This window comes from Pseudomonas sp. VD-NE ins (genome assembly GCF_031882575.1).
Taxonomy (GTDB): domain Bacteria; phylum Pseudomonadota; class Gammaproteobacteria; order Pseudomonadales; family Pseudomonadaceae; genus Aquipseudomonas; species Aquipseudomonas fluorescens_BZ.
In genome coordinates this window covers 5,788,819-5,807,673 of record NZ_CP134772.1, presented here as the reverse complement: position 1 = coordinate 5,807,673, position 18,855 = coordinate 5,788,819, and the positions used below count along the sequence as shown (strand labels likewise).

Below are 18,855 nucleotides of genomic sequence, written 5' to 3'. Positions count from 1 at the left end.
TAACATGACCGGGGGGGTATGCGCTTTAAGCAGCCAGAAAGTAAGAAGCCTCCCAGTTGTCAGACTGGAAGGCTTCGCGGCGGTAGCTGCCTTTACCCTTGTTTGGTCGTTCCTGGCGGCTGCGGAACAGGGGCTGGGCGACGATGGATTTGGCCTTGTTGGGGCCATGTTTCGATGGCTTTTTGCTCATGAGGGTTCTCTCGAGTGAGTGGGTTTTGCGGGAGAAATAATCTGCCGATGTCGGGCGTCTGTCCATAGGGCAGATGTAGGTGGTGTTTGTAGGAAAACAAGATCAAAAGATCGCAGCGTGCCGCAGCTCCTACACCGATCTATGTAGGAGCTGCGGCACGCTGCGATCTTTTGATCTTATTCGGCAGGCAGTGAAAGTCGCTGGCCGGACATCAACAATGCCAAGCGACTCAGGCTCATCCACGGCGAACCGGCCGCCTGACCTTTGATCTGCGCGTCGATCCGCTGTGCTTCGAGCAGCAACTGCGCCCAGCGTTGTGCCGAGTAGCGTTGCAAGGCTTTGCTCATCAACGGTTTGCGCTTGTCCCAGACCGGCGGCTTCGCCTGGCTGAAACACTTGTCGAGCGGCGTGCCCTGGCTGTATTGCAACGAAATATTAGCCAGCAGGCGCAACTCCCGCGCCAGCGCCCAGAGAATTACCGGTGGCTCAACACCTTCACCGTGCAATCCTTCAAGCATACGCAACGCGTGCGCCGGCTCGCCGTTGAGCACGGCATCGGTCAGGCCGAACACGTCAAACCGCGCACTGTCCGCCACAGCGGCTTGCACGGTTTCAACGGTGATCTGCCCACCTTCGGCCATCAGCTTGAGCTTTTCGATTTCCTGCGCGGCAGCGAGCAGGTTGCCCTCGACACGCGCAGCAATCAATTCGACCGCGTCCTGGCTGGCCGACAGTCCGGCCTGCGACAAGCGCTGACGAATCCAGCTCGGCAACTGATTGGCGTCCACCGGCCAGATCTGGATGAACTGGGTTTGCTGGCCTTCAACCAGCGCCTTGCCCCACTTGGTCTTTTGCGCACTGCCATCGAGCTTGGGCAGGCTGATCAGCAGCACCGTGTCTTCAGCGGGACGCGAGCAGTATTCGATGAATGCAGCAGCGCCCTTGTCTCCGGGTTTGCCCGAGGGCAGACGCAGTTCAAGCAGACGCTTTTCAGCAAACAACGACATGCTGGCACCGGCCTGCAGCAACGTACCCCAATCGAAATTAGCGTCGGCGGCGAAGACCTGGCGTTCATCAAAACCTTGCTGACGCGCAGCGTTGCGGATGGCGTCGGCGGCTTCCTGGCACAGCAACGGGTCATCGCCGCTGATGATGTAGACCGGCGCCAGAGCGCCTTGCAGGTGTTTGCCGAGTTGGGCGGGAGCGAGCTTCATAAGAAATACCGAACGGGGCGCCTGAGCGCCCCGAACGTCTTACTGCTGCGGTATTTCGAGCGGCGACTGACGCGGGGTTTCCGCTTCAGCCTTTTGTGCCGCTTGCAGCGCATCGGCTTCTGCCTTGGCGCGGTCATTGGCGGCTTGCTGCAGCTGCTGCAGTTGGCCTGGGGTCAGTTGTTGCAGGCGCAACATCATGCGCTGAACCAGTTCGCGACGGGTTTCGCGACGGGCGTCGTTGGCTTCCTGGTCAGAACCCACGAGGTTGTTGCCGTCGTGGATAAATACTTTCTGCACTTCCAGCTTGTCGCTCAGCAGTTGCAGGTTCTTGTCGCCACGGATCTCGTAGTTCAGGACCGTATTGACCTGATATTCGCCCGTACGGCCGGCACCGGCGTAGCTGAGGATGCGCTGGCTTTCCTGCTCGTCAGCCAGGAACAGCTTGTACGGAGCGCCGCTGTAAACCTTGACGCCGCTCGACTCCAGCACCTGACGCAGTTGCGTGACAGTCTCGCCATACGCGTTACGGGCGCTCAGGTCGAGCTCCTTGATCGACAGTTCGTTAGTGCCAGTGCCGCGCAGCTGGAAACCGCAGGCGCTCAACAGAACGGCGAGGCCCATCACCAGCAGATTGCGTTTGATCATTGTGTTGCTCCCCTTGAAACCACGTGGGCCGACTGTACGGCCCGAAAGGTTTTACTTGGCGTCAGGCGAACCTGACGCCCGATCCAATTAGCTGGCGACGATGTTGACCAGTTTCCCCGGCACAACGATCACTTTACGAATAGTCAGGCCGTCGACGAAACGCAGTACGTTTTCGTTGGCGCGGGCTGCTGCTTCAACTTCTTCGCGGGTCGCGCTGGCCGGCATTTCGATCTGGCCGCGCAGTTTGCCGTTGACCTGGATGACCAGCGTCAGGCTGTCCTGCACCAAAGCGCTTTCATCCATTGCCGGCCAACCGGCGTCGATGACTGCGTCGGCGTGACCCAGTTTATTCCACAGTTCGTGGCTGATGTGCGGCGTGATTGGCGCCAGCAACAGCGTCACGGCTTCCAGACCTTCGTGAATCAAAGCGCGATCCTGCTCGGTGCCTTGCGCGGCTTTTTCCAGCACGTTCATCAGCGTCATCACCTGGGCGATGGCGGTGTTGAATTTGTGGTTCTGGCCGACGTCGTGGCTGGCCTGCTTGATAGCCACGTGAATGGCGCGGCGCACGGTCTTCTGCTCGTCGTTCAGGCTGGCGATGTCCAGTTTGCCTGGCAGGCCCTGGGTCACATGGGCTTGCGCCAGACGCCAGACGCGCTTGAGGAACCGGTGCGAACCTTCGACGCCGGAGTCGGACCACTCAGCGCTCATGTCAGGTGGCGATGCGAACATCATGAACAGGCGGCAAGTATCGGCGCCGAACTGATCGATCATCGACTGAGGGTCGACGCCGTTGTTCTTCGACTTGGCCATCTTCTCGGTGCCGCCGATTTCCACCGGCAGGCCGTCGGATTTCAGCTTGGCACTGATCACCTTGGCTTTGCTGTCACGCTCGAGTTCTACGTCTGCCGGGTTGAACCAGGTGTAAGCACCATTGGCTTCGCGACGGTAGTAAGTCTCGGCGATCACCATGCCTTGGGTCAGCAGGTTCTTGAACGGCTCGTTGGAGCTCACCAGACCTTCGTCACGCATCAGCTTGTGGAAGAAGCGCGCGTAGAGCAGGTGCAGAATCGCGTGTTCGATACCGCCGATGTACTGATCGACCGGCAGCCAGTGGTCGGCTGCGGATTTTTCTACCAGACCGCCTTCAAAGTGCGGCGAGGCGTAACGGGCGTAGTACCACGACGACTCGACGAAAGTGTCCATGGTGTCGGTTTCACGCTTGGCAGGCTGACCGCATTTCGGGCAGGAGCACTCGTAGAATTCCGGCATGCGCGCCAGCGGCGAACCGGCGCCGTCCGGCACCACGTCTTCCGGCAGGACCACAGGCAATTGATCTTCCGGCACCGGCACGTCACCGCACGCATCGCAGTGGATGATCGGGATCGGGCAGCCCCAGTAGCGCTGGCGGCTGATACCCCAGTCGCGCAGACGGAACTGGGTACGCGAGGCGCCCAGTTCTTTCTTGATCAGGGCGACTTCCATGGCGTCGAACGCGCCAGCGAAGTCGAGACCGTCGAACTCGCCGGAGTTGATCAGTGTGCCGTGCTCGCCGTAGGCGTCTTGCCACGGGGCCGGGTTGGTATCGCCGGAGCTGGTACGCACCACCGATTTCACCGGCAGGTCGTACTTGTGGGCGAATTCGAAATCGCGCTCGTCGTGCGCCGGTACCGCCATCACAGCGCCGTCGCCGTAGTGCATCAGCACGTAGTTGGCGACCCAAACAGGCAGTTTTTCACCGGTCAGCGGGTGCTCGACGAACAGGCCGGTCGGCAGGCCTTTTTTCTCTTGCGTGGCGACGTCGGCTTCAGCGACGCTGCCGCCCTTGCATTCAGCGATGAACGCTTGCAGCTCGGCGTTGTTTTTCGCGGCCAGGGTGGCCAGCGGATGCTCGGCAGCCACGGCGACATAGGTCGCGCCCATCAGGGTGTCCGGACGGGTAGTGAAGACTTTCAAGGTGCCGGCTTCGCCGATGGAATCGACGTTGTACGGGAACTGCACTTCCATGCCGCGGGACTTGCCGATCCAGTTGCGCTGCATGGTCTTGACCTGTTCAGGCCAGCCAGTCAGTTCGTCGAGGCTCTCCAGCAGCTCATCCGCGTAGGCAGTAATCTTGAAGTAGTACATCGGAATTTCGCGCTTTTCGATCAGCGCGCCGGAGCGCCAGCCGCGACCGTCGATCACCTGTTCGTTAGCCAGAACGGTCTGGTCGATCGGGTCCCAGTTCACGGTGCCGTTTTTACGGTAGATCACGCCTTTTTCGAACAGGCGAGTGAACAGCCATTGTTCCCAGCGGTAGTAATCCGGTTTGCAGGTGGTGACTTCGCGCGACCAGTCGACCGCCAGACCCAGGCTGCGCAGCTGGGTTTTCATGTAGGCGATGTTTTCGTAGGTCCACTTGGCCGGCGCGACGTTGTTCTTCATCGCGGCGTTTTCCGCCGGCATGCCGAAGGCGTCCCAACCCATCGGTTGCAGGACGTTCTTGCCGAGCATGCGCTGGTAGCGGGAGATCACGTCGCCGATGGTGTAGTTGCGCACGTGCCCCATGTGTAGCTTGCCGCTGGGGTAAGGGAACATCGACAGGCAGTAGTAGGTTTCCTTGCCTGGCTGTTCACTGACTTCAAAGGACTTTTGCTCGTCCCAGAACGACTGGGCGGCGGCTTCGATTTCACGGGGCTGATATTGTTCGTGCATGGCTACTTTTGTACTGGATAGGGGTGGCCTAATCCTCTTCAACGCAGGTCCCGGGGTGGCCCGGACGAGCTGGAAGTGGAATTACAGGAAGCGCCGTAGCATACATGACCGCGCTTGGCCTAGGGAAACCCTGATTACAGCTGTTTGTCCCGGCAAAACCGTGGCGAGGGCCGTTGGTCGCGGCGTGCAGCCGGTTTGTGCAGCGAAGCTAAGCTCTAACTGGGGAGTGAGTCTTATCTTCAATGAGGTGAGGGATGGTGGAGCAACGGCAAAAAAACGTGACGAAACCCGAGTTGTACGAAAGGTTGATCGACCGTCTGGGTATGGCCCTGGACGCTGTAAAAACCGCTGACCGGCTGCGCGACGAGCGCCCCCTGGAACTGGAATTGCGTGGCTTGAGTCCCGCCGAGTTCAAACTGGTCAAGGCCTATCTGGATCGCAGTGAACGTGAATCGCACGGATGCTTGTCACAGGCAGTGAAGCAGCTCGATGCAGCACATTCGGCCAAGGTCATCTGGCTCAAGGACAAGGCGCCCGGCAGAGACACCGTCAAGGTTCGTTCTGTGCAGGCCAAGTAAGCGCATGGCAGGTCAAGAACCGGATCTTTTTCAACAGGATCCCACCTATTGGTTGTAACGCTTTATTAACACTCTTAGGCTTCGGGCATCTCTGGAGATGCTCGATGCCTTTTCGTTATTTCATCAAACAACTTTTACTGCCGCCCGGCATTCTTTTGCTGTTGTTGCTGGCTGCGTGGTGGCTGCGCCGCTCACGACCGCGACTCGCGGGCCTGTGTTTCGCCATTGGTTTTGGCGGGTTATGGCTGATGAGCCTGCCGGTGGTCGTGCAGTGGGGCGCGAAAGCGCTGGAACGCGAGTCACCGTTGGCCCGTGAAGAATGGGCGACGTTGGCGCAGCGGGCCGATGCCATTGTGGTCTTGGGTTCCGGGCGTGAGCGCGGTGATCTGGCTTGGGGCGAGGATCAGCCGACCGGCGTGGGCCTTGAGCGTCAGCGATACGCCGCGAGGCTGGCCAAAGCTTCCGGTTTGCCGATTTTGACCACAGGTGGTTTGCATTACGGTACGCCGCCGACCGAGGCGAAGTTGATGGCGGATTCATTGCGCGACGATTTCGGTGTGACCGTGCGTTGGCAGGAAGGCGAGAGCCGCACTACATGGGAAAATGCGAAGTTCACGGCTGATATCTTGTTGCCGCAGGGGATCAAGCGCGTGGTCGTGGTGACGCAGGCCTGGCACATGCCGCGCTCGGTATGGAGTTTTCAACAGGCGGGTTTTGAAGTGGTGCCGGCCCCGGTCGGGTTTCTGGGGACCGATAACGCAAGACCGTTTGGTGGGTGGCTGCCGGAGTTCAAGTCGATCTGGCAGAGCGGGCAGCTGCTGAACGAGGCGGTGGGGCAGGTGGGGTATTCGTTGTTTTACCGCGGTGACTGATCGTTCCCACGCTCTGCGTGGGAATGCATCCCGTGGCGCTCTGCGCCACATCCGAAGCGGAACGCGGAGCGTCCCCGGCGGCATTCCCACGCGGAGCGTGGGAACGATCATTGTCGGAGGCTTTAAAGGGTTTTCGACATCCGGCTGGCCATCAGTGCCCACCCGAAGAGCAGCAAGCAGACAATCATCAACGGCCACGAGCGCCATTGCAGGTACGGCGTCAGGTTGTGCATCGGCACCACTTCACCGTACAAAATCCCTTGTTCGAACTGCGGTATCTGCTCGGTGATCTGCCCGAACGGGTTGATCAGTCCAGTCACGCCGTTGTTGGTTGCGCGGATCATCCAGCGACCGGCTTCCAGGGCCCGCATCTGCGCCATCTGCAAATGCTGCAGCGGACCAATCGAGGTGCCGAACCAGGTGTCGTTGCTGATCGTCAGCAGCAGATCACTGCGTGCCGACAGGCTGGCGGCAAATTCCGGATACACCACTTCGTAGCAGATAAACGGTGCGATCTGATAACCCTTGGCCTGCAACAGTGCCTGATCAGCCGGGCCACGGGCGAAGTCGGACATCGGCAGGTCGAAGAACGCGATCAGTCCGCGCAGCACATCCTGCAACGGTACGTATTCGCCGAACGGCACCAGTTTCTGCTTCAGATAGGTGCCATCGCCTTCGCCGACCACGGTGATGCCGTTGAAGAAGCGTTTTTCATGACGAACGGTTTCGCGAATCGGTACGCCGGTGATCAGCGCTGATTTACGTTCGGCGGCGAAAGTGCCCATCATGTTCAGGTAGCCCTCGGCGGACTCCTTGAGCACGGGCACGGCGGTTTCCGGCCAGATCAGCAGATCCACCGGTTTCGAACGGAAACTCAAATCGCGGTACAGGGCCAACTGCGCGTTGAGCTCGGCCGGGTCCCATTTCATGCTTTGTGCGACGTTGCCTTGAATCGCGGCAACGCTCAGTGGTGCGCCGGACGGACTCGTCCAGGCGTGGCCCTTGAGCGCAATGCCGGCGGCCCACGGCCCGATCAGCAGCACCAGGCCGACCACGACAAAAGCTTTGCGACCGGTTTGCAGCAGGCGTGGAGCGTTGTAGATCAACGCTGCCGTGAGTGCCAGAACAAACGACACCAGCCACATGCCACCGACCGGCGCAAGCCCGGCCAATGGCCCGTCGAGCTGGCTGTAACCGGAATACAGCCACGGGAAACCGGTGAGGAACCAGCCGCGAAACGCTTCCTGGCCGACCCACAACGCAGCAAACGCCAAGGCATCGGCCAGCGGTGCCTCGTTACGGCGCAACCAGCGCGCCCACAGCCAGGCCGGCAGGGCAAAGAACCAGGCAATCGCTGCGGTAAACAGCAGCATCAGGAACCCGGCCAACAGCACCGAAGCACCGCCGAAATGGTGGATGCTGTAGTAGATCCAGCTGGTGCCGGCGCCGAACAGGCCGAAACCGAAGCACCAGCCACGGCCCAGTGCCTGACGCGGGCTCAGCTCGCGCAAGCCGGCATAAAACAAGCCGACCGCCAGCAAAGCCAGCGGCCAGATGTTGAAAGGTGCCAGAGCGAAGGTGGTGATTGCACCGGCCGCCACGGCCAGCAGGTTACCGGGCCAGCCGGGGCGGGTTGTCCAGCGCAGGGGGTATGTCATCAGCTATTTCCTGTATCGCGCCGGGTCTGCTGTTACGCAGGGCAAGGCGCGAGGAGTGAAGTTTGGTTTTTCAAATGAACGACGAGTAACGCAGCCCTGCGTAACAGCAGGCCCGGCCCTCCGGGTTACGCCTGAAAGCGGGCCATGCTGCGTTGCAGTCCTTGGAAAGGGAATGCCATTCCCTGCGGACTGCGCCTTGCCTGGCCCGCTTTCAGGCGCAACGCGATGCAGGAAATAGCTGATGACATACCCCAATCCTTAGAATTAACGAGCAATTGGCGTCAGTCGCAGCAAATGAATCCGACGACTGTCGGCGTTCAGAATGCGGAAACGATAGGCGCCGATTTCAGTGATTTCGTTGCGTTTTGGCAAGTGTCCGAACGCGCTCATCACCAGGCCGCCGACGGTGTCGAATTCATCGTCGGAGAATTCGCTGTCGAAGAACTCGTTGAAGTTCTCGATCGGGGTCAGGGCCTTGATCAGGAAGTCACCGCTGGGCAGCGGCTTGATGTAGCTGTCTTCTTCGACGTCGTGCTCGTCTTCGATGTCGCCGACGATCTGTTCCAGCACGTCTTCAATCGTTACCAGACCGGCCACACCGCCATATTCGTCGATGACGATGGCCATGTGGTTGTGGTTGGCACGGAATTCACGCAACAACACGTTCAGGCGCTTGGACTCCGGCACGAAGGTGGCCGGGCGCAGCAGATCCTTGATGTTGAAGCTGTCGCCGTTCTCCTTGAGGATCAGCGGCAACAAATCCTTGGCCAGCAGCACGCCCATCACATCGTCATGGCTTTCGCCGATGACCGGATAGCGCGAGTGGGCCGAATCGACCACGGCCGGGAGGAATTCACGGGGTGTCTGGGTCGCCTTGATGCTGATCATCTGCGAACGCGGCACCATGATGTCGCGCACTTGCAGGTCAGCCACCTGAATGGCACCTTCGACGATGGCCAGCGCTTCGCTGTCCAGCAGTTTGTTCTGATGTGCATCACGCAGCAGCTCGAGGAGCTCCTGACGGTTCTTCGGCTCGTGGGCAAAAGCCTGGGTCAGTTTACCCAGCCATGACTTCTGCCCGTTGCTCGATCGATCTTCGCTCATAGCGATTACTCTGAATCCTTTGTTGTAACGATAGGGGATGTTTCGGGTTCGTCGTCCGCGTACGGATCGGGATAGCCCAGTTCAGCAAGCAACTCGCGTTCCAGTGCTTCCATTTCTTCGGCTTCTTCGTCATCTATATGGTCGTAACCAAGCAGATGCAAGCAGCCGTGAATGACCAGATGTGCCCAGTGGGCCTTTAGTTCCTTGCCTTGTTCGGCGGCTTCGCGCTCGACCACGGCCACGCAGATCACCAGATCGCCCAGCAGCGGGATGTCGAGAAACTCGTCGGGCACTTCAGCCGGGAACGACAGGACGTTGGTCGCGTAATCCTTGTGGCGCCAGGTGTGATTGAGCTCGCGGCCTTCTTCCTCGTCGACCAGACGAATGGTCATTTCCGAGTCGGCGGTGCGCTGGCGCAGGGCCAGTTCGCACCACAGGCGGAAGTCGGCTTCACTCGGCGCAGACGCTTCGGTCGCGATTTGCAGGTCTAGCTCAAGCATTTCGCGAGGTTTCCTTGGGTGTTTCGTCACGGTTTTCGAAGCGCTCGTAGGCTTCGACGATCCGCTGGACCAGAGGATGGCGCACGACGTCTTTGGGCTGGAAGTGGGTGAAGCTGATGCCCGGCACGTCTTTGAGTACTTCGATCACATGGTGCAGACCCGACTTGGTGCCTTTCGGCAGGTCGACCTGGGTGATGTCACCGGTGATAACCGCTGTAGAGCCGAAGCCGATCCGGGTCAGGAACATCTTCATCTGTTCGACGGTGGTGTTCTGGCTTTCATCGAGGATGATGAAGCTGTTGTTCAGCGTACGGCCGCGCATGTAGGCCAGCGGCGCAACTTCAATCACCTGGCGCTCGATCAGCTTGGCCACGTATTCAAAACCGAGCATCTCGTAGAGCGCGTCGTAGAGCGGGCGCAGGTACGGGTCGATTTTCTGCGACAGGTCGCCGGGCAGGAAGCCGAGTTTTTCACCCGCTTCAACCGCCGGACGCACCAGCAGGATGCGGCGGATTTGCTCACGCTCCAGGGCATCCACGGCGCAAGCGACGGCCAGATAGGTCTTGCCGGTACCGGCCGGGCCAATGCCGAAGTTGATGTCGTTGCCGAGGATTTCCTTCACGTAGCGCAACTGATTCAAGCCGCGAGGGCGAATCATGCCTTTCTTGGTGCGCAGGGCGACGGAGGCTTCGGCGGGGGCGTGATTGTCCAGCTCGACCACGGCCGATTCCTGCAGGAACAGGTGCACCGTATCTGGCGACAGCTCTGAACCTTTGGTTTCCCGGTACAGGCGACGAATCAGATTTTCCGCAGACGTGGTGAGTTTTGGGTCGCCGATCAGCTCGAACTGGTTTCCGCGGTTGCGGATCTCGATGGTCAGGCGCTGTTCGATCAAGCGTAAATGCTCGTCGAATTGCCCGCACAGATTGGCGAAGCGGCGAGCCTCAAAGGGCTCGAGGATAAAACGATGTGGTTCTATGGGTGCGTTCAAGGTCGTATTTAGCCGCCCTGGGGCAATTAAGATGAAATCAAGGATAACGCCAGAGGCTTGGGTGCGAAAGCTCTTATATGTGGTCACCCGATTCATGCCTCTGACACTGTACCTGTGGGAGCGAGCCTGCTCGCGAAGGCGGCGACACATTCAACATTGATGTGTCTGACAGACCGCTTTCGCGAGCAGGCTCGCTCCCACAGGGAAATGCAGTGTTACTGAATCAGCGAGCCACGCAGCGAGTGCGGCTGCGCCGCGTCGATGTGCACGTCGGCGAACTGACCGATCAGGGTTGGATTGTCGCAGCGGAAGTTGACGATACGATTATTCTCGGTGCGCCCTTGCAGTTCGCCCGGGTCTTTTTTCGAGTAATCGGTGACCAGAATACGCTGAACGGAACCGACCATTTGTCGGCTGATCTCGAAGCCTTGCTGATTCAGGCGATGCTGCAGCGCGTTCAGGCGTTCCTTCTTCAGCTCTTCCGGGGTGTCGTCGGCCAGATCGGCAGCCGGGGTGCCCGGGCGCTGGCTGTAAACGAAGGAGTAGGAGAAGTCGAAACCGACGTCGGCAATCAGCTTCATGGTCTGTTCGAAGTCTTTCTCGGTTTCACCCGGAAAACCGACGATGAAGTCCGAACTGATGCAGATCCCCGGTACCGCCGCACGCAGTTTGCGCAGCTTGGATTTGTACTCCAGCGCTGTGTGATTGCGCTTCATTGCCGCCAGAATCCGGTCGGAACCTGATTGCACCGGCAAGTGCAGATGCTTGACCAGTTCCGGCACATCGGCGTGGGCCTGGATCAGGCTGTCGGAGAACTCCAGCGGGTGAGAAGTGGTGTAGCGAATGCGATCGATGCCATCGATGGCGGCGACAACGCGGATCAGCTCGGCGAGATCAGCCAGACGACCGTCATGGGTCGTACCGCGATAGCCGTTGACGTTCTGCCCGAGCAGGGTCACTTCACGCACGCCGTTTTCGGCGAGGTGAATGACTTCGGCGATGACGTCGTCGAACGGCCGGCTGACTTCTTCGCCACGTGTGTAAGGCACGACGCAGAACGTGCAGTACTTGCTGCAACCTTCCATCACCGACACGTAAGCGCTCGGGCCATCGATGCGCGGCTCGGGCAAATGGTCGAATTTTTCGATTTCCGGGAACGACACGTCGACTTGCGGCAGCTTGGTGATGCGCGCGGCGTCGATCATTTCCGGCAGGCGGTGCAGGGTCTGTGGGCCAAAGACCACGTCGACGTACGGCGCGCGATCACGAATCGCCGCGCCTTCCTGGCTGGCCACGCAACCGCCGACGGCGATCACCATGTCCGGGTTGGCCAGCTTCAGTTCGCGCCAGCGGCCGAGTTGCGAATACACGCGATCCTGGGCGCGCTCACGGATCGAGCAGGTGTTGAGCAGAATCACGTCGGCGTCTTCCGCACGGGCGGTGACTTCCAGGGCCTGATGTTCACCCAGCAGATCGACCATGCGCGAGCTGTCGTACTCGTTCATCTGGCAACCGTGGGTTTCGATGTAAAGCTTCTTGGCCATGGATTAGGGTCATCACGTGATTCAAAGAACCGCGCATTATAGGGAACAAGCCCGCAGGTTCCTACCGCTGCGCGTCCGGTGGCTATGCTATAGTTTGCGCCCTCATTTTTATCCCCGATGTTATCCCCCCGCCATGACCAAACGCGAAGCTCCAATCTATAAGGTGATTTTCCTCAACCAGGGCCAGGTGTTCGAAATGTACGCCAAGCAGATCTATCAAAGTGATCTGTGGGGCTTTCTGGAAGTGGAAGAGTTCGTCTTTGGCGAGCGCACGCAAGTGGTCGTCGACCCGAGCGAAGAAAAGCTCAAGGCGCAGTTCGAAGGTGTGGTGCGCAGCTTTGTGCCGATGCATTCGATCGTGCGCATCGACGAAGTGGAACGTCTGGGCACCCCGAAAATCAGCGAAGCCCGTGGCGCGGTCGGCAATGTGATGCCGTTCCCGATGCCGATGCCTGAAAAGTAAAACCGAGTCGCCTCATTCGCGAGCAAGTCGAATCGTCGCACCGTCGCTCCCACAGGGGATCTTCTGAACACTGGAGATCTACTGTGGGAGCGAGCTTGCTCGCGAAGGGGCCGGAAAGGTCGGCGCAAAAAATCAGGGAAGGGGCGAGAAAGGCGTACGCCCATCGGCGCTCTGCAGTTCCATCAGGTATTTACGGAAAATTTGCCCGAGCACCTGGGTGGCAGTCTCGAGGTCTTCGCGGGACATTTTTTCGGAGACTTCGTCGGCCGTGTCCAGCGCGTCTTCAGCGCCGTTGACCGCGGCCATCTTCAGCACGATGTACGCCTGAATGTTGTTGGCCTGCACGCCTTCACCGTGGAAGAACATGGTGCCAAGTTTGAATTGCGCCTGAGCGTGGCCTTGCAGCGAGGCCTTTTCGAAATAGCTCAGGGCTTGATTGAGGTCGCGCGGCGCATTCTTGCCGTCGTAGTAGAACTCACCCAACTCGTATTGCGCTTGCGCATCCCCTTCGTCCGCCGCTTTCTGGCAGGCGGCCAGTGCCTGCGTGACGTCTTGCGGCTGAGTATTGAGGGTGCAACGACCCATCGCCGGGATCAACAACGAGTTGCCGCCTGCTTGTGCATGCGCGAGCAGGGGCTGAAGGAGCAACAGGCAGCCCAAGGCAAGGGTGCGGCCGGTGCGGTTCATGGGAATCGACTTACCTCTGAAGGGCACGCGGACCCATCGAGGGATCCAATAAGCGCGCATTATGAAATAAGCAGGGCCAACCTTACAAAGTCTTTACTCGTTTTTCTGCTGCGCGGGGAATATATCGCCCACTTTATGGGAGATTTTTAGCAGGAGCCTTGGAAAAACGGTTTGGATGTAGGTGAAAGCTGACGCTGGCGATAGCCAACGTCAGCGGTACTGCGATTATTTCAACGCGGCGAAGGCGCGCTCGGCAGCGTCCAGGGTCAGTTTCAACTCGGCTTCGCCGTGGGCAATCGAGGTAAAACCGGCTTCGAAAGCACTCGGTGCCAGGTACACGCCACCTTCCAGCATCAAGTGGAAGAAGCGACCGAACAATGCCGCGTCGCTGGACATCACGTCTTCAAAGGTGACGATCTCGTCGGCACCGCTGAAGTACAGGCCGAACATGCCGCCAGCCTGAGTGGTCACGAATGGAATGCCAGCGGCATCGGCGCGTTGTTGCAGACCGTCGAGCAGGCGCGTGGTGTAGTCGGTCAGCTCGGCGTGGAAACCCGGACGGCTGATCAGACGCAACGTGGTCAAACCCGCCGCCATCGCCAGCGGGTTACCCGACAGCGTGCCCGCCTGATAGACCGGCCCCAGCGGCGCGATGCGCTGCATGATTTCGCGCTTGCCGCCGAAGCAGCCCACCGGCATGCCGCCACCGATGATCTTGCCGAAGGTGGTCAGGTCAGGATTGACCCCGTAGTACGCCTGAGCACCGCCGAGGGCGACGCGGAAACCGGTCATCACTTCGTCGAAAATCAGCACCACGCCATGCTTGTCGCACAGCGAACGCAAGCCTTCGAGGAAACCTGGCGCCGGTGGCACGCAGTTCATGTTGCCGGCCACTGGTTCAACGATGATGCAGGCCACTTCCTCGCCGACTTCAGCGAGCATCTTTTCCACCGCGTCGATGTCGTTGAACGGCAGGGTCAGGGTGTGTTTGGCGAATGCCGCGGGTACGCCGGCCGAGCTCGGCACGCCTTGGGTCAGTGCGCCGGAACCGGCCTTGACCAGCAGGCTGTCGGAGTGGCCGTGGTAGCAGCCTTCGAACTTGATGATGCTGTCGCGGCCGGTGTAACCACGGGCCAGACGGATCGCGCTCATGGTCGCTTCGGTGCCGGAGCTGACCATGCGCACCATGTCCATCGACGGCACCAGCGAGCAGACCAGATCGGCCATCTCGGTTTCCATCGCAGTCGGCGCGCCGTAGGACAAGCCGTGTTGCAGCTGATTACGCACCGCGTCCAGAACATCCGGGTGGCTGTGGCCGAGGATCATCGGGCCCCACGAGCCGACGTAATCGACATAACGCTTGTCGTCTTCGTCAGTGACGTAGGCGCCCTCAGCGTGCTTGAAGAACAGCGGAGTGCCGCCAACGCTCTTGAACGCACGAACGGGCGAGTTCACGCCACCGGGGATGTGTTTCTGGGCATTGGCAAACAAGGTTTCGGAACGAGACATGATCGGGCTCTCAAATCAGACTTTCAGTAATTCATTGAACGCGCGGGCGCGGCGGGTCACTTCGGCGGTGTTTTCGGCGCCGAACAGGCCGTGGACCACAGCGAGCAGGTCGACCCCGTGGGCTACGAGCGGCGCGGCGTTGTCGAGGGTGATGCCGCCAATCGCGCAGACCGGCAGGTGCAGTGTGCGCTTGGCCTCGTCCAGCAGATCGAGGCTGCAGGTCGGCGCGCCGGGCTTGGTATTGGAATTGAAGAAGCGGCCGAAGGCGACATAACTCGCGCCTTCTTTGGCCGCTTGTTCGGCCAGCGCGATTTGCGCGTGGCAGGTCGAACCGATGATCGCTTTTGAACCGAGCAGGGCGCGGGTCGGCGACAGTGGACCGTCGGTCTGACCGAGGTGCACGCCGACGTTGAGGCGCGCGGCCAGTTCGGCGTCATCGTTGATGATCAGCTGCGTCTTGTAGCGCTCGCACAAATCGCGCAGTGCCTCGGCCTCGCGCAAACGGCGGGCCTCGTCGCTGCTCTTGTCGCGGTATTGCAGCAGGGTGACGCCGCCTTCCAGCGCCGCCTCCACGTAAGACAGAAACTTGCCGGCCAGCAATTGGCTGTCGGTAATGGCATACAGGCCACGTAGTTTCATCGGGCAGACCTCACGACGTTACGAGCAGAAATCCAGCGGCAGGCGACGCGGAACGAACTGGCCTTTGCCCAGTTGTTCGGCATCGCGCAGGGTGCGCCAGGTGTAATCCAAAGCACTGCGCACAGCGCTGGCCAAATGTTCACCCTGGGCCAGACGACCGGCGAGGGCGCTGGCCAGTGTGCAACCGGAACCGTGGTAGCTGCCCGGCAGACGCTGGCAGATAAAAGTTTCACGCAGGCCGTCGCGGCTGTACACGCGGTTGTGGATTTCAGTTTCGTCGCCGTGGCCGCCGGTGATCAGCAGGTTTTTGACGAACGGCAGGAGTTTTTCAGCGCACTCGTCCGCGGTGCCTTCGGGCAATTCGGCGAGGATGCGCGCTTCAGGAAGGTTAGGCGTGGCAATGATCGACAGCGGCAGCAGACGCTCGCGCATCGCGTAGCCGACCTCGTCCTTGCCCAGACGCCCACCGCCACCGGCGCGCAGCACCGGGTCGCAAACCACTGGCAAGTGCGGGTGCGCCGAAAGCAGTTCGACAACGGTGTCGACCATTTCCAGCGAACCGAGCATGCCCAGTTTCACGGCAGCGACTTCGGAATCGTTGAGCACGGCATTGGCCTGAGCCAACACCCACTCACGGTCGAGGACGCGGAAGTCAGTGACGTTGACGGTGTCTTGCACGGTCAGGGCGGTGACGGCCGGAGCCGCATGGCAACCCTGCGCGAGCAGGGCTTCGATATCTGCCTGCAAGCCGGCGCCACCACTTGGGTCGTGGCCGGAGAGACAGAGGACAACGGGGCGGGAGCTGTAGATATTCATGGTGCGCGAGCTTACCACCAAACCCGATTTTCGGGTTCAGTGCCGTTGCCCCGGGCCGATAACCTGGCAGGAGAAACCGACCGCTCTGTCACAAGCTGACCAACTCAACAGCTCTAGCTCGCTGCTTTGCTCTGGAACGCCCGTTCTAGAGCCTTTGTAGGAAAAATTTCAATGGTGCTCAATGGCCATCAACGGCTATGCTAGTCTGGATCCAAACCAATAACAGGTAATACCGGTTTTACGTCTACTCAAAGGGAATGGGGGGCTTCCTGACACAACCGGACGAGCCACGCTGGGGCTTCAATGCGCTATTTGCTGATGTTGTTGTTCTGCTTGCCCCTTATGGCGAGCGCCGTCGAATTCGACGAATTTACCCAGAGCCTCCCTCTGGGCCGGTCGCTGCAAGTGTTCGAAGACCCGAGCGGTCAGGCGAGCATTGCCGATGTTCGTGCGCAAGCTGCCGCCGGCAATTTCAAAGCCCACGATAAGGCCGCGCTCAATGCCGGTTATTCACGCTCGGCGTTCTGGCTGAAGATCGACCTGCATTATCGTCCGAGCAATCCCGCTGCCCAGCGCACCTGGCTGCTGGAACTGGCGTATCCACCGCTCGATCATCTCGACCTCTATACGGCCGACGCCAATGGCGACTACCGCCTCGTCCGGCAAACCGGTGACGCCTGGCCGTTCGCCAGTCGCGAGATCCGCCAGAACAACTATTTGTTCGACCTCGCTTTCGCACCGGGTCAACAACAAACCGTGTACCTGCGCCTGGCCAGCGAAGGTTCGATTCAGGCACCGGTGACGCTTTGGTCAAGCACCGCGTACCTCGAAGACCAACCGGTGCGCCTGTATGTACTCGGCATTATTTATGGCGTATTGCTGGGGATGCTGGTCTACAACCTGTTCATCTATCTCAGCGTGCGCGACACCAGCTACCTCTATTACATCTTCTACATTGCCTCGTTTGGCCTTTATCAGTTGTCGGTGAATGGCGCGGCGGTGGAGTATTTCTGGCCGGACAATCCGTGGTGGGCCAACGCGGCAACACCATTTTTCATCGGCTGTGCGGGGCTGTTCGGCAGTCAGTTCGCCCGCAGTTTCCTGCAGACCAAAAACCATAGCCGCTGGCTCGATCGCTTGCTGATTGCACTGATCGCGTTCGGCGCGCTGGTGGTTGGTTTGTCGCTGATGACCAGTTACGCGTTGTCGCTGCGCCTGGCGACGATACTGGCGCTGACCTTCACTGTGGTGATTTTCGCCGCCGGGATTCTGGCCTGGTGGCGCGGCTTGCGGGTGGCGCGTTATTTCATCATCGCCTGGTCGGCGTTCCTGCTCGGCGGCATCGTCAACACGCTGATGGTGCTCGGCTTGCTGCCGAACGTGTTCCTGACCATGTATGCCAGTCAGATCGGCTCGGCGATCGAGGTGGCGCTGCTGTCGCTGGCACTGGCCGACCGCATCAACGCAATGCGCGAGCAACAGGCACAGACCCTGTACGACGCCGGGCAGAAGCTCGAAGTGCTCAACCAGCAACTGGCCCACAGCAACAAGCTCAAGGACGAATTCCTCGCGACCCTGACCCACGAACTGCGCACGCCGATGAACGGTGTGATCGGTTCGCTGGAATTGATGCAGACGGTCGAGCTGGATCCGGAACTTGAGCAATACCAGCAGACTGCCGCCGGTTCCGCGCGGGACATGATGCGCATGGTCAACGGCATCCTCACCCTCACTGAATTGCAGGCTGGCAAGCTCAAGGCCGCGCCGGGCAGCTTCAGCCTGCGCTCGGTGGTCGAGGCGTTGCGTGCACAGTTCGACGGCAATGCGGCGAGCAAGTCGCTGGACTTCAAGGTCGAGGTGCTGCCGACCCTGCCGGATCGCCTGCACGGCGACAGCGCCAAACTCGCTCAATGCCTGGAGTGTCTGCTGGATAACGCGATCAAGTTCACCCGCGTCGGTGGTCTGGCGTTGCGAGTGACCGGCAAGCCGTCGACGGGCAATCGTCTGGCGCTGTCGTTCGCAGTAATCGACACCGGCATCGGTTTCACCGATCTGGGCGAGGCGACCATGTATCAGCGCTTCTTCCAGCTCGACGGTTCGATGACCCGCGAATATGGCGGACTGGGCGTCGGCCTGGCGATCTGCCGACAGTTGGTCGAATTGCTCGGTGGCAAGCTCACTCATCGCTCGGAGCCTGGGCGCGGCAGCCGCTTCCAATTGGATGTCGAGTTCGAACTGCCGGTGGTGGAATCTGCGCCGATCCCTGCGCCTTCGCACGATTGCGTACGTGCACCGCAGGACTGCACGGTGTTGTTGGTGGACGACAACAGCGTCAATCAACTGGTGATGCGTGGCATGTTGCTCAAGCTCGGCTTCCGCGTGCGCACGGCCGACAACGGTGCGGCGGCGCTCGAATGCCTGCAGCGTGAAACGGTGGATGCAGTATTGATCGACTGCCAGTTGCCGAGCCATGAAGGCGCGTCATTGTGCTGCCAGATTCATGCGTTACCCGGATGCGCCAACCTGCCAGTGTTCATGCTGGCGTTGAACGCTGATCGAGAGCTTTGCACCACCGGTGCAGCGATCAATTACCTGAACAAACCGGTGAAATTCGAAGACCTGCAATCTGCGCTGGCACGGCGGGTACTGAGCTGCTGACAGGGTAAAAGCGCCGCAAATTCGGCTGATATGACACTTTGACCGGTTGCGGTGCGGTGCTTAACTGAGTTCCTTGGTTGCCCAAAGGAGCCC

At 60.0% G+C, this 18,855-nt stretch carries 17 protein-coding genes; 4 read left to right on the top strand and 13 right to left on the bottom strand.

The features are described 5' to 3' along the window. Positions 1 to 25: 25 nt before the first annotated feature. The 4 genes from arfA to leuS form a co-directional block, all read right to left on the bottom strand. On the bottom strand, positions 26 to 190 hold the full coding sequence (arfA, locus tag RMV17_RS25910) for an alternative ribosome rescue factor ArfA (protein ID WP_034153773.1): 165 nt from the start codon (positions 188 to 190) through the stop codon (positions 26 to 28). A 176-nt stretch (positions 191 to 366) separates the two neighbouring features. Beyond that, positions 367 to 1,404 carry a DNA polymerase III subunit delta gene (gene holA / locus RMV17_RS25905; RefSeq protein ID WP_311883585.1) on the bottom strand — a complete coding sequence of 346 codons (1,038 nt, stop codon included), beginning with the start codon at positions 1,402 to 1,404 and terminating at the stop codon, positions 367 to 369. Between the two features lie 39 nt (positions 1,405 to 1,443). After that, on the bottom strand, positions 1,444 to 2,049 hold the full coding sequence (gene lptE, locus RMV17_RS25900; RefSeq protein ID WP_007909616.1) for an LPS assembly lipoprotein LptE: 606 nt from the start codon (positions 2,047 to 2,049) through the stop codon (positions 1,444 to 1,446). A gap of 87 nt (positions 2,050 to 2,136) precedes the next feature. Further along, positions 2,137 to 4,743, bottom strand: coding sequence for a leucine--tRNA ligase (leuS, locus tag RMV17_RS25895; RefSeq protein ID WP_311883581.1), 2,607 nt, complete (start codon positions 4,741 to 4,743; stop codon positions 2,137 to 2,139). A 254-nt stretch (positions 4,744 to 4,997) separates the two neighbouring features. Between leuS and RMV17_RS25890 the strand changes: the two genes are divergently transcribed. Both RMV17_RS25890 and RMV17_RS25885 read left to right on the top strand, forming a co-directional pair. After that, positions 4,998 to 5,321, top strand: coding sequence for a hypothetical protein (locus tag RMV17_RS25890; RefSeq protein WP_034153776.1), 324 nt, complete (start codon positions 4,998 to 5,000; stop codon positions 5,319 to 5,321). Between the two features lie 104 nt (positions 5,322 to 5,425). Further along, the gene (locus tag RMV17_RS25885) at positions 5,426 to 6,193 is read left to right on the top strand and encodes a YdcF family protein (RefSeq protein ID WP_311883578.1); all 768 of its coding nucleotides are present in this window, start codon (positions 5,426 to 5,428) and stop codon (positions 6,191 to 6,193) included. 122 nt (positions 6,194 to 6,315) lie between these two features. On the opposite strand, the gene lnt is transcribed toward RMV17_RS25885, so the two are convergent. The 5 genes from lnt to miaB form a co-directional block, all read right to left on the bottom strand. Beyond that, positions 6,316 to 7,839: an apolipoprotein N-acyltransferase gene (lnt, locus tag RMV17_RS25880; protein ID WP_311887090.1), complete on the bottom strand. Its 1,524-nt coding sequence runs from the start codon at positions 7,837 to 7,839 to the stop codon at positions 6,316 to 6,318. Between the two features lie 276 nt (positions 7,840 to 8,115). Further along, entirely contained in the window at positions 8,116 to 8,955 is an 840-nt protein-coding gene (locus RMV17_RS25875) for an HlyC/CorC family transporter (protein ID WP_007909641.1), read from the bottom strand. A 5-nt stretch (positions 8,956 to 8,960) separates the two neighbouring features. Continuing rightward, positions 8,961 to 9,455: an rRNA maturation RNase YbeY gene (gene ybeY / locus RMV17_RS25870; protein ID WP_007909643.1), complete on the bottom strand. Its 495-nt coding sequence runs from the start codon at positions 9,453 to 9,455 to the stop codon at positions 8,961 to 8,963. Continuing rightward, positions 9,448 to 10,446, bottom strand: a complete 999-nt coding sequence (locus tag RMV17_RS25865; protein ID WP_311883575.1) for a PhoH family protein — start codon at positions 10,444 to 10,446, stop codon at positions 9,448 to 9,450. The genes ybeY and RMV17_RS25865 overlap by 8 nt, the downstream gene beginning before the upstream one ends. A 215-nt stretch (positions 10,447 to 10,661) precedes the next feature. Then, on the bottom strand, positions 10,662 to 11,990 hold the full coding sequence (gene miaB, locus RMV17_RS25860; protein WP_311883573.1) for a tRNA (N6-isopentenyl adenosine(37)-C2)-methylthiotransferase MiaB: 1,329 nt from the start codon (positions 11,988 to 11,990) through the stop codon (positions 10,662 to 10,664). A gap of 133 nt (positions 11,991 to 12,123) precedes the next feature. On the opposite strand from miaB, the gene RMV17_RS25855 reads away from it, so the two are divergent. Next, positions 12,124 to 12,453 carry a DUF1820 family protein gene (locus tag RMV17_RS25855; protein WP_003185742.1) on the top strand — a complete coding sequence of 110 codons (330 nt, stop codon included), beginning with the start codon at positions 12,124 to 12,126 and terminating at the stop codon, positions 12,451 to 12,453. A 132-nt stretch (positions 12,454 to 12,585) separates the two neighbouring features. On the opposite strand, the gene RMV17_RS25850 is transcribed toward RMV17_RS25855, so the two are convergent. From RMV17_RS25850 to RMV17_RS25835, 4 genes are all read right to left on the bottom strand, one after another. Further along, positions 12,586 to 13,140 carry a tetratricopeptide repeat protein gene (locus RMV17_RS25850; RefSeq protein ID WP_003228518.1) on the bottom strand — a complete coding sequence of 185 codons (555 nt, stop codon included), beginning with the start codon at positions 13,138 to 13,140 and terminating at the stop codon, positions 12,586 to 12,588. 225 nt (positions 13,141 to 13,365) lie between these two features. Next, positions 13,366 to 14,649 carry a glutamate-1-semialdehyde 2,1-aminomutase gene (gene hemL / locus RMV17_RS25845; RefSeq protein WP_311883570.1) on the bottom strand — a complete coding sequence of 428 codons (1,284 nt, stop codon included), beginning with the start codon at positions 14,647 to 14,649 and terminating at the stop codon, positions 13,366 to 13,368. 15 nt (positions 14,650 to 14,664) lie between these two features. Beyond that, positions 14,665 to 15,288 (bottom strand): thiamine phosphate synthase, encoded by a 624-nt coding sequence (gene thiE / locus RMV17_RS25840; protein WP_034153782.1) that lies wholly within the window; start codon positions 15,286 to 15,288, stop codon positions 14,665 to 14,667. 18 nt (positions 15,289 to 15,306) lie between these two features. Beyond that, complete coding sequence (locus RMV17_RS25835; RefSeq protein ID WP_007909650.1) at positions 15,307 to 16,104, bottom strand: hydroxymethylpyrimidine/phosphomethylpyrimidine kinase; 798 nt, start codon at positions 16,102 to 16,104, stop codon at positions 15,307 to 15,309. Positions 16,105 to 16,407: 303 nt separating this feature from the next. On the opposite strand from RMV17_RS25835, the gene RMV17_RS25830 reads away from it, so the two are divergent. Next, positions 16,408 to 18,762, top strand: a complete 2,355-nt coding sequence (locus RMV17_RS25830; protein WP_311883566.1) for a 7TM diverse intracellular signaling domain-containing protein — start codon at positions 16,408 to 16,410, stop codon at positions 18,760 to 18,762. Positions 18,763 to 18,855: the final 93 nt, after the last annotated feature.

What these genes read in the sequence shown, in the direction of transcription:
- arfA (WP_034153773.1), bottom strand. Translation starts at nt 190, where the DNA reads ATGAGCAAAAAGCCATCGAAACATGGCCCCAACAAGGCCAAATCCATC.
- holA (WP_311883585.1), bottom strand. Translation starts at nt 1,404, where the DNA reads ATGAAGCTCGCTCCCGCCCAACTCGGCAAACACCTGCAAGGCGCTCTG.
- lptE (WP_007909616.1), bottom strand. Translation starts at nt 2,049, where the DNA reads ATGATCAAACGCAATCTGCTGGTGATGGGCCTCGCCGTTCTGTTGAGC.
- leuS (WP_311883581.1), bottom strand. Translation starts at nt 4,743, where the DNA reads ATGCACGAACAATATCAGCCCCGTGAAATCGAAGCCGCCGCCCAGTCG.
- RMV17_RS25890 (WP_034153776.1), top strand. Translation starts at nt 4,998, where the DNA reads ATGGTGGAGCAACGGCAAAAAAACGTGACGAAACCCGAGTTGTACGAA.
- RMV17_RS25885 (WP_311883578.1), top strand. Translation starts at nt 5,426, where the DNA reads ATGCCTTTTCGTTATTTCATCAAACAACTTTTACTGCCGCCCGGCATT.
- RMV17_RS25875 (WP_007909641.1), bottom strand. Translation starts at nt 8,955, where the DNA reads ATGAGCGAAGATCGATCGAGCAACGGGCAGAAGTCATGGCTGGGTAAA.
- ybeY (WP_007909643.1), bottom strand. Translation starts at nt 9,455, where the DNA reads ATGCTTGAGCTAGACCTGCAAATCGCGACCGAAGCGTCTGCGCCGAGT.
- miaB (WP_311883573.1), bottom strand. Translation starts at nt 11,990, where the DNA reads ATGGCCAAGAAGCTTTACATCGAAACCCACGGTTGCCAGATGAACGAG.
- RMV17_RS25855 (WP_003185742.1), top strand. Translation starts at nt 12,124, where the DNA reads ATGACCAAACGCGAAGCTCCAATCTATAAGGTGATTTTCCTCAACCAG.
- RMV17_RS25850 (WP_003228518.1), bottom strand. Translation starts at nt 13,140, where the DNA reads ATGAACCGCACCGGCCGCACCCTTGCCTTGGGCTGCCTGTTGCTCCTT.
- hemL (WP_311883570.1), bottom strand. Translation starts at nt 14,649, where the DNA reads ATGTCTCGTTCCGAAACCTTGTTTGCCAATGCCCAGAAACACATCCCC.
- thiE (WP_034153782.1), bottom strand. Translation starts at nt 15,288, where the DNA reads ATGAAACTACGTGGCCTGTATGCCATTACCGACAGCCAATTGCTGGCC.
- RMV17_RS25835 (WP_007909650.1), bottom strand. Translation starts at nt 16,104, where the DNA reads ATGAATATCTACAGCTCCCGCCCCGTTGTCCTCTGTCTCTCCGGCCAC.
- RMV17_RS25830 (WP_311883566.1), top strand. Translation starts at nt 16,408, where the DNA reads ATGCGCTATTTGCTGATGTTGTTGTTCTGCTTGCCCCTTATGGCGAGC.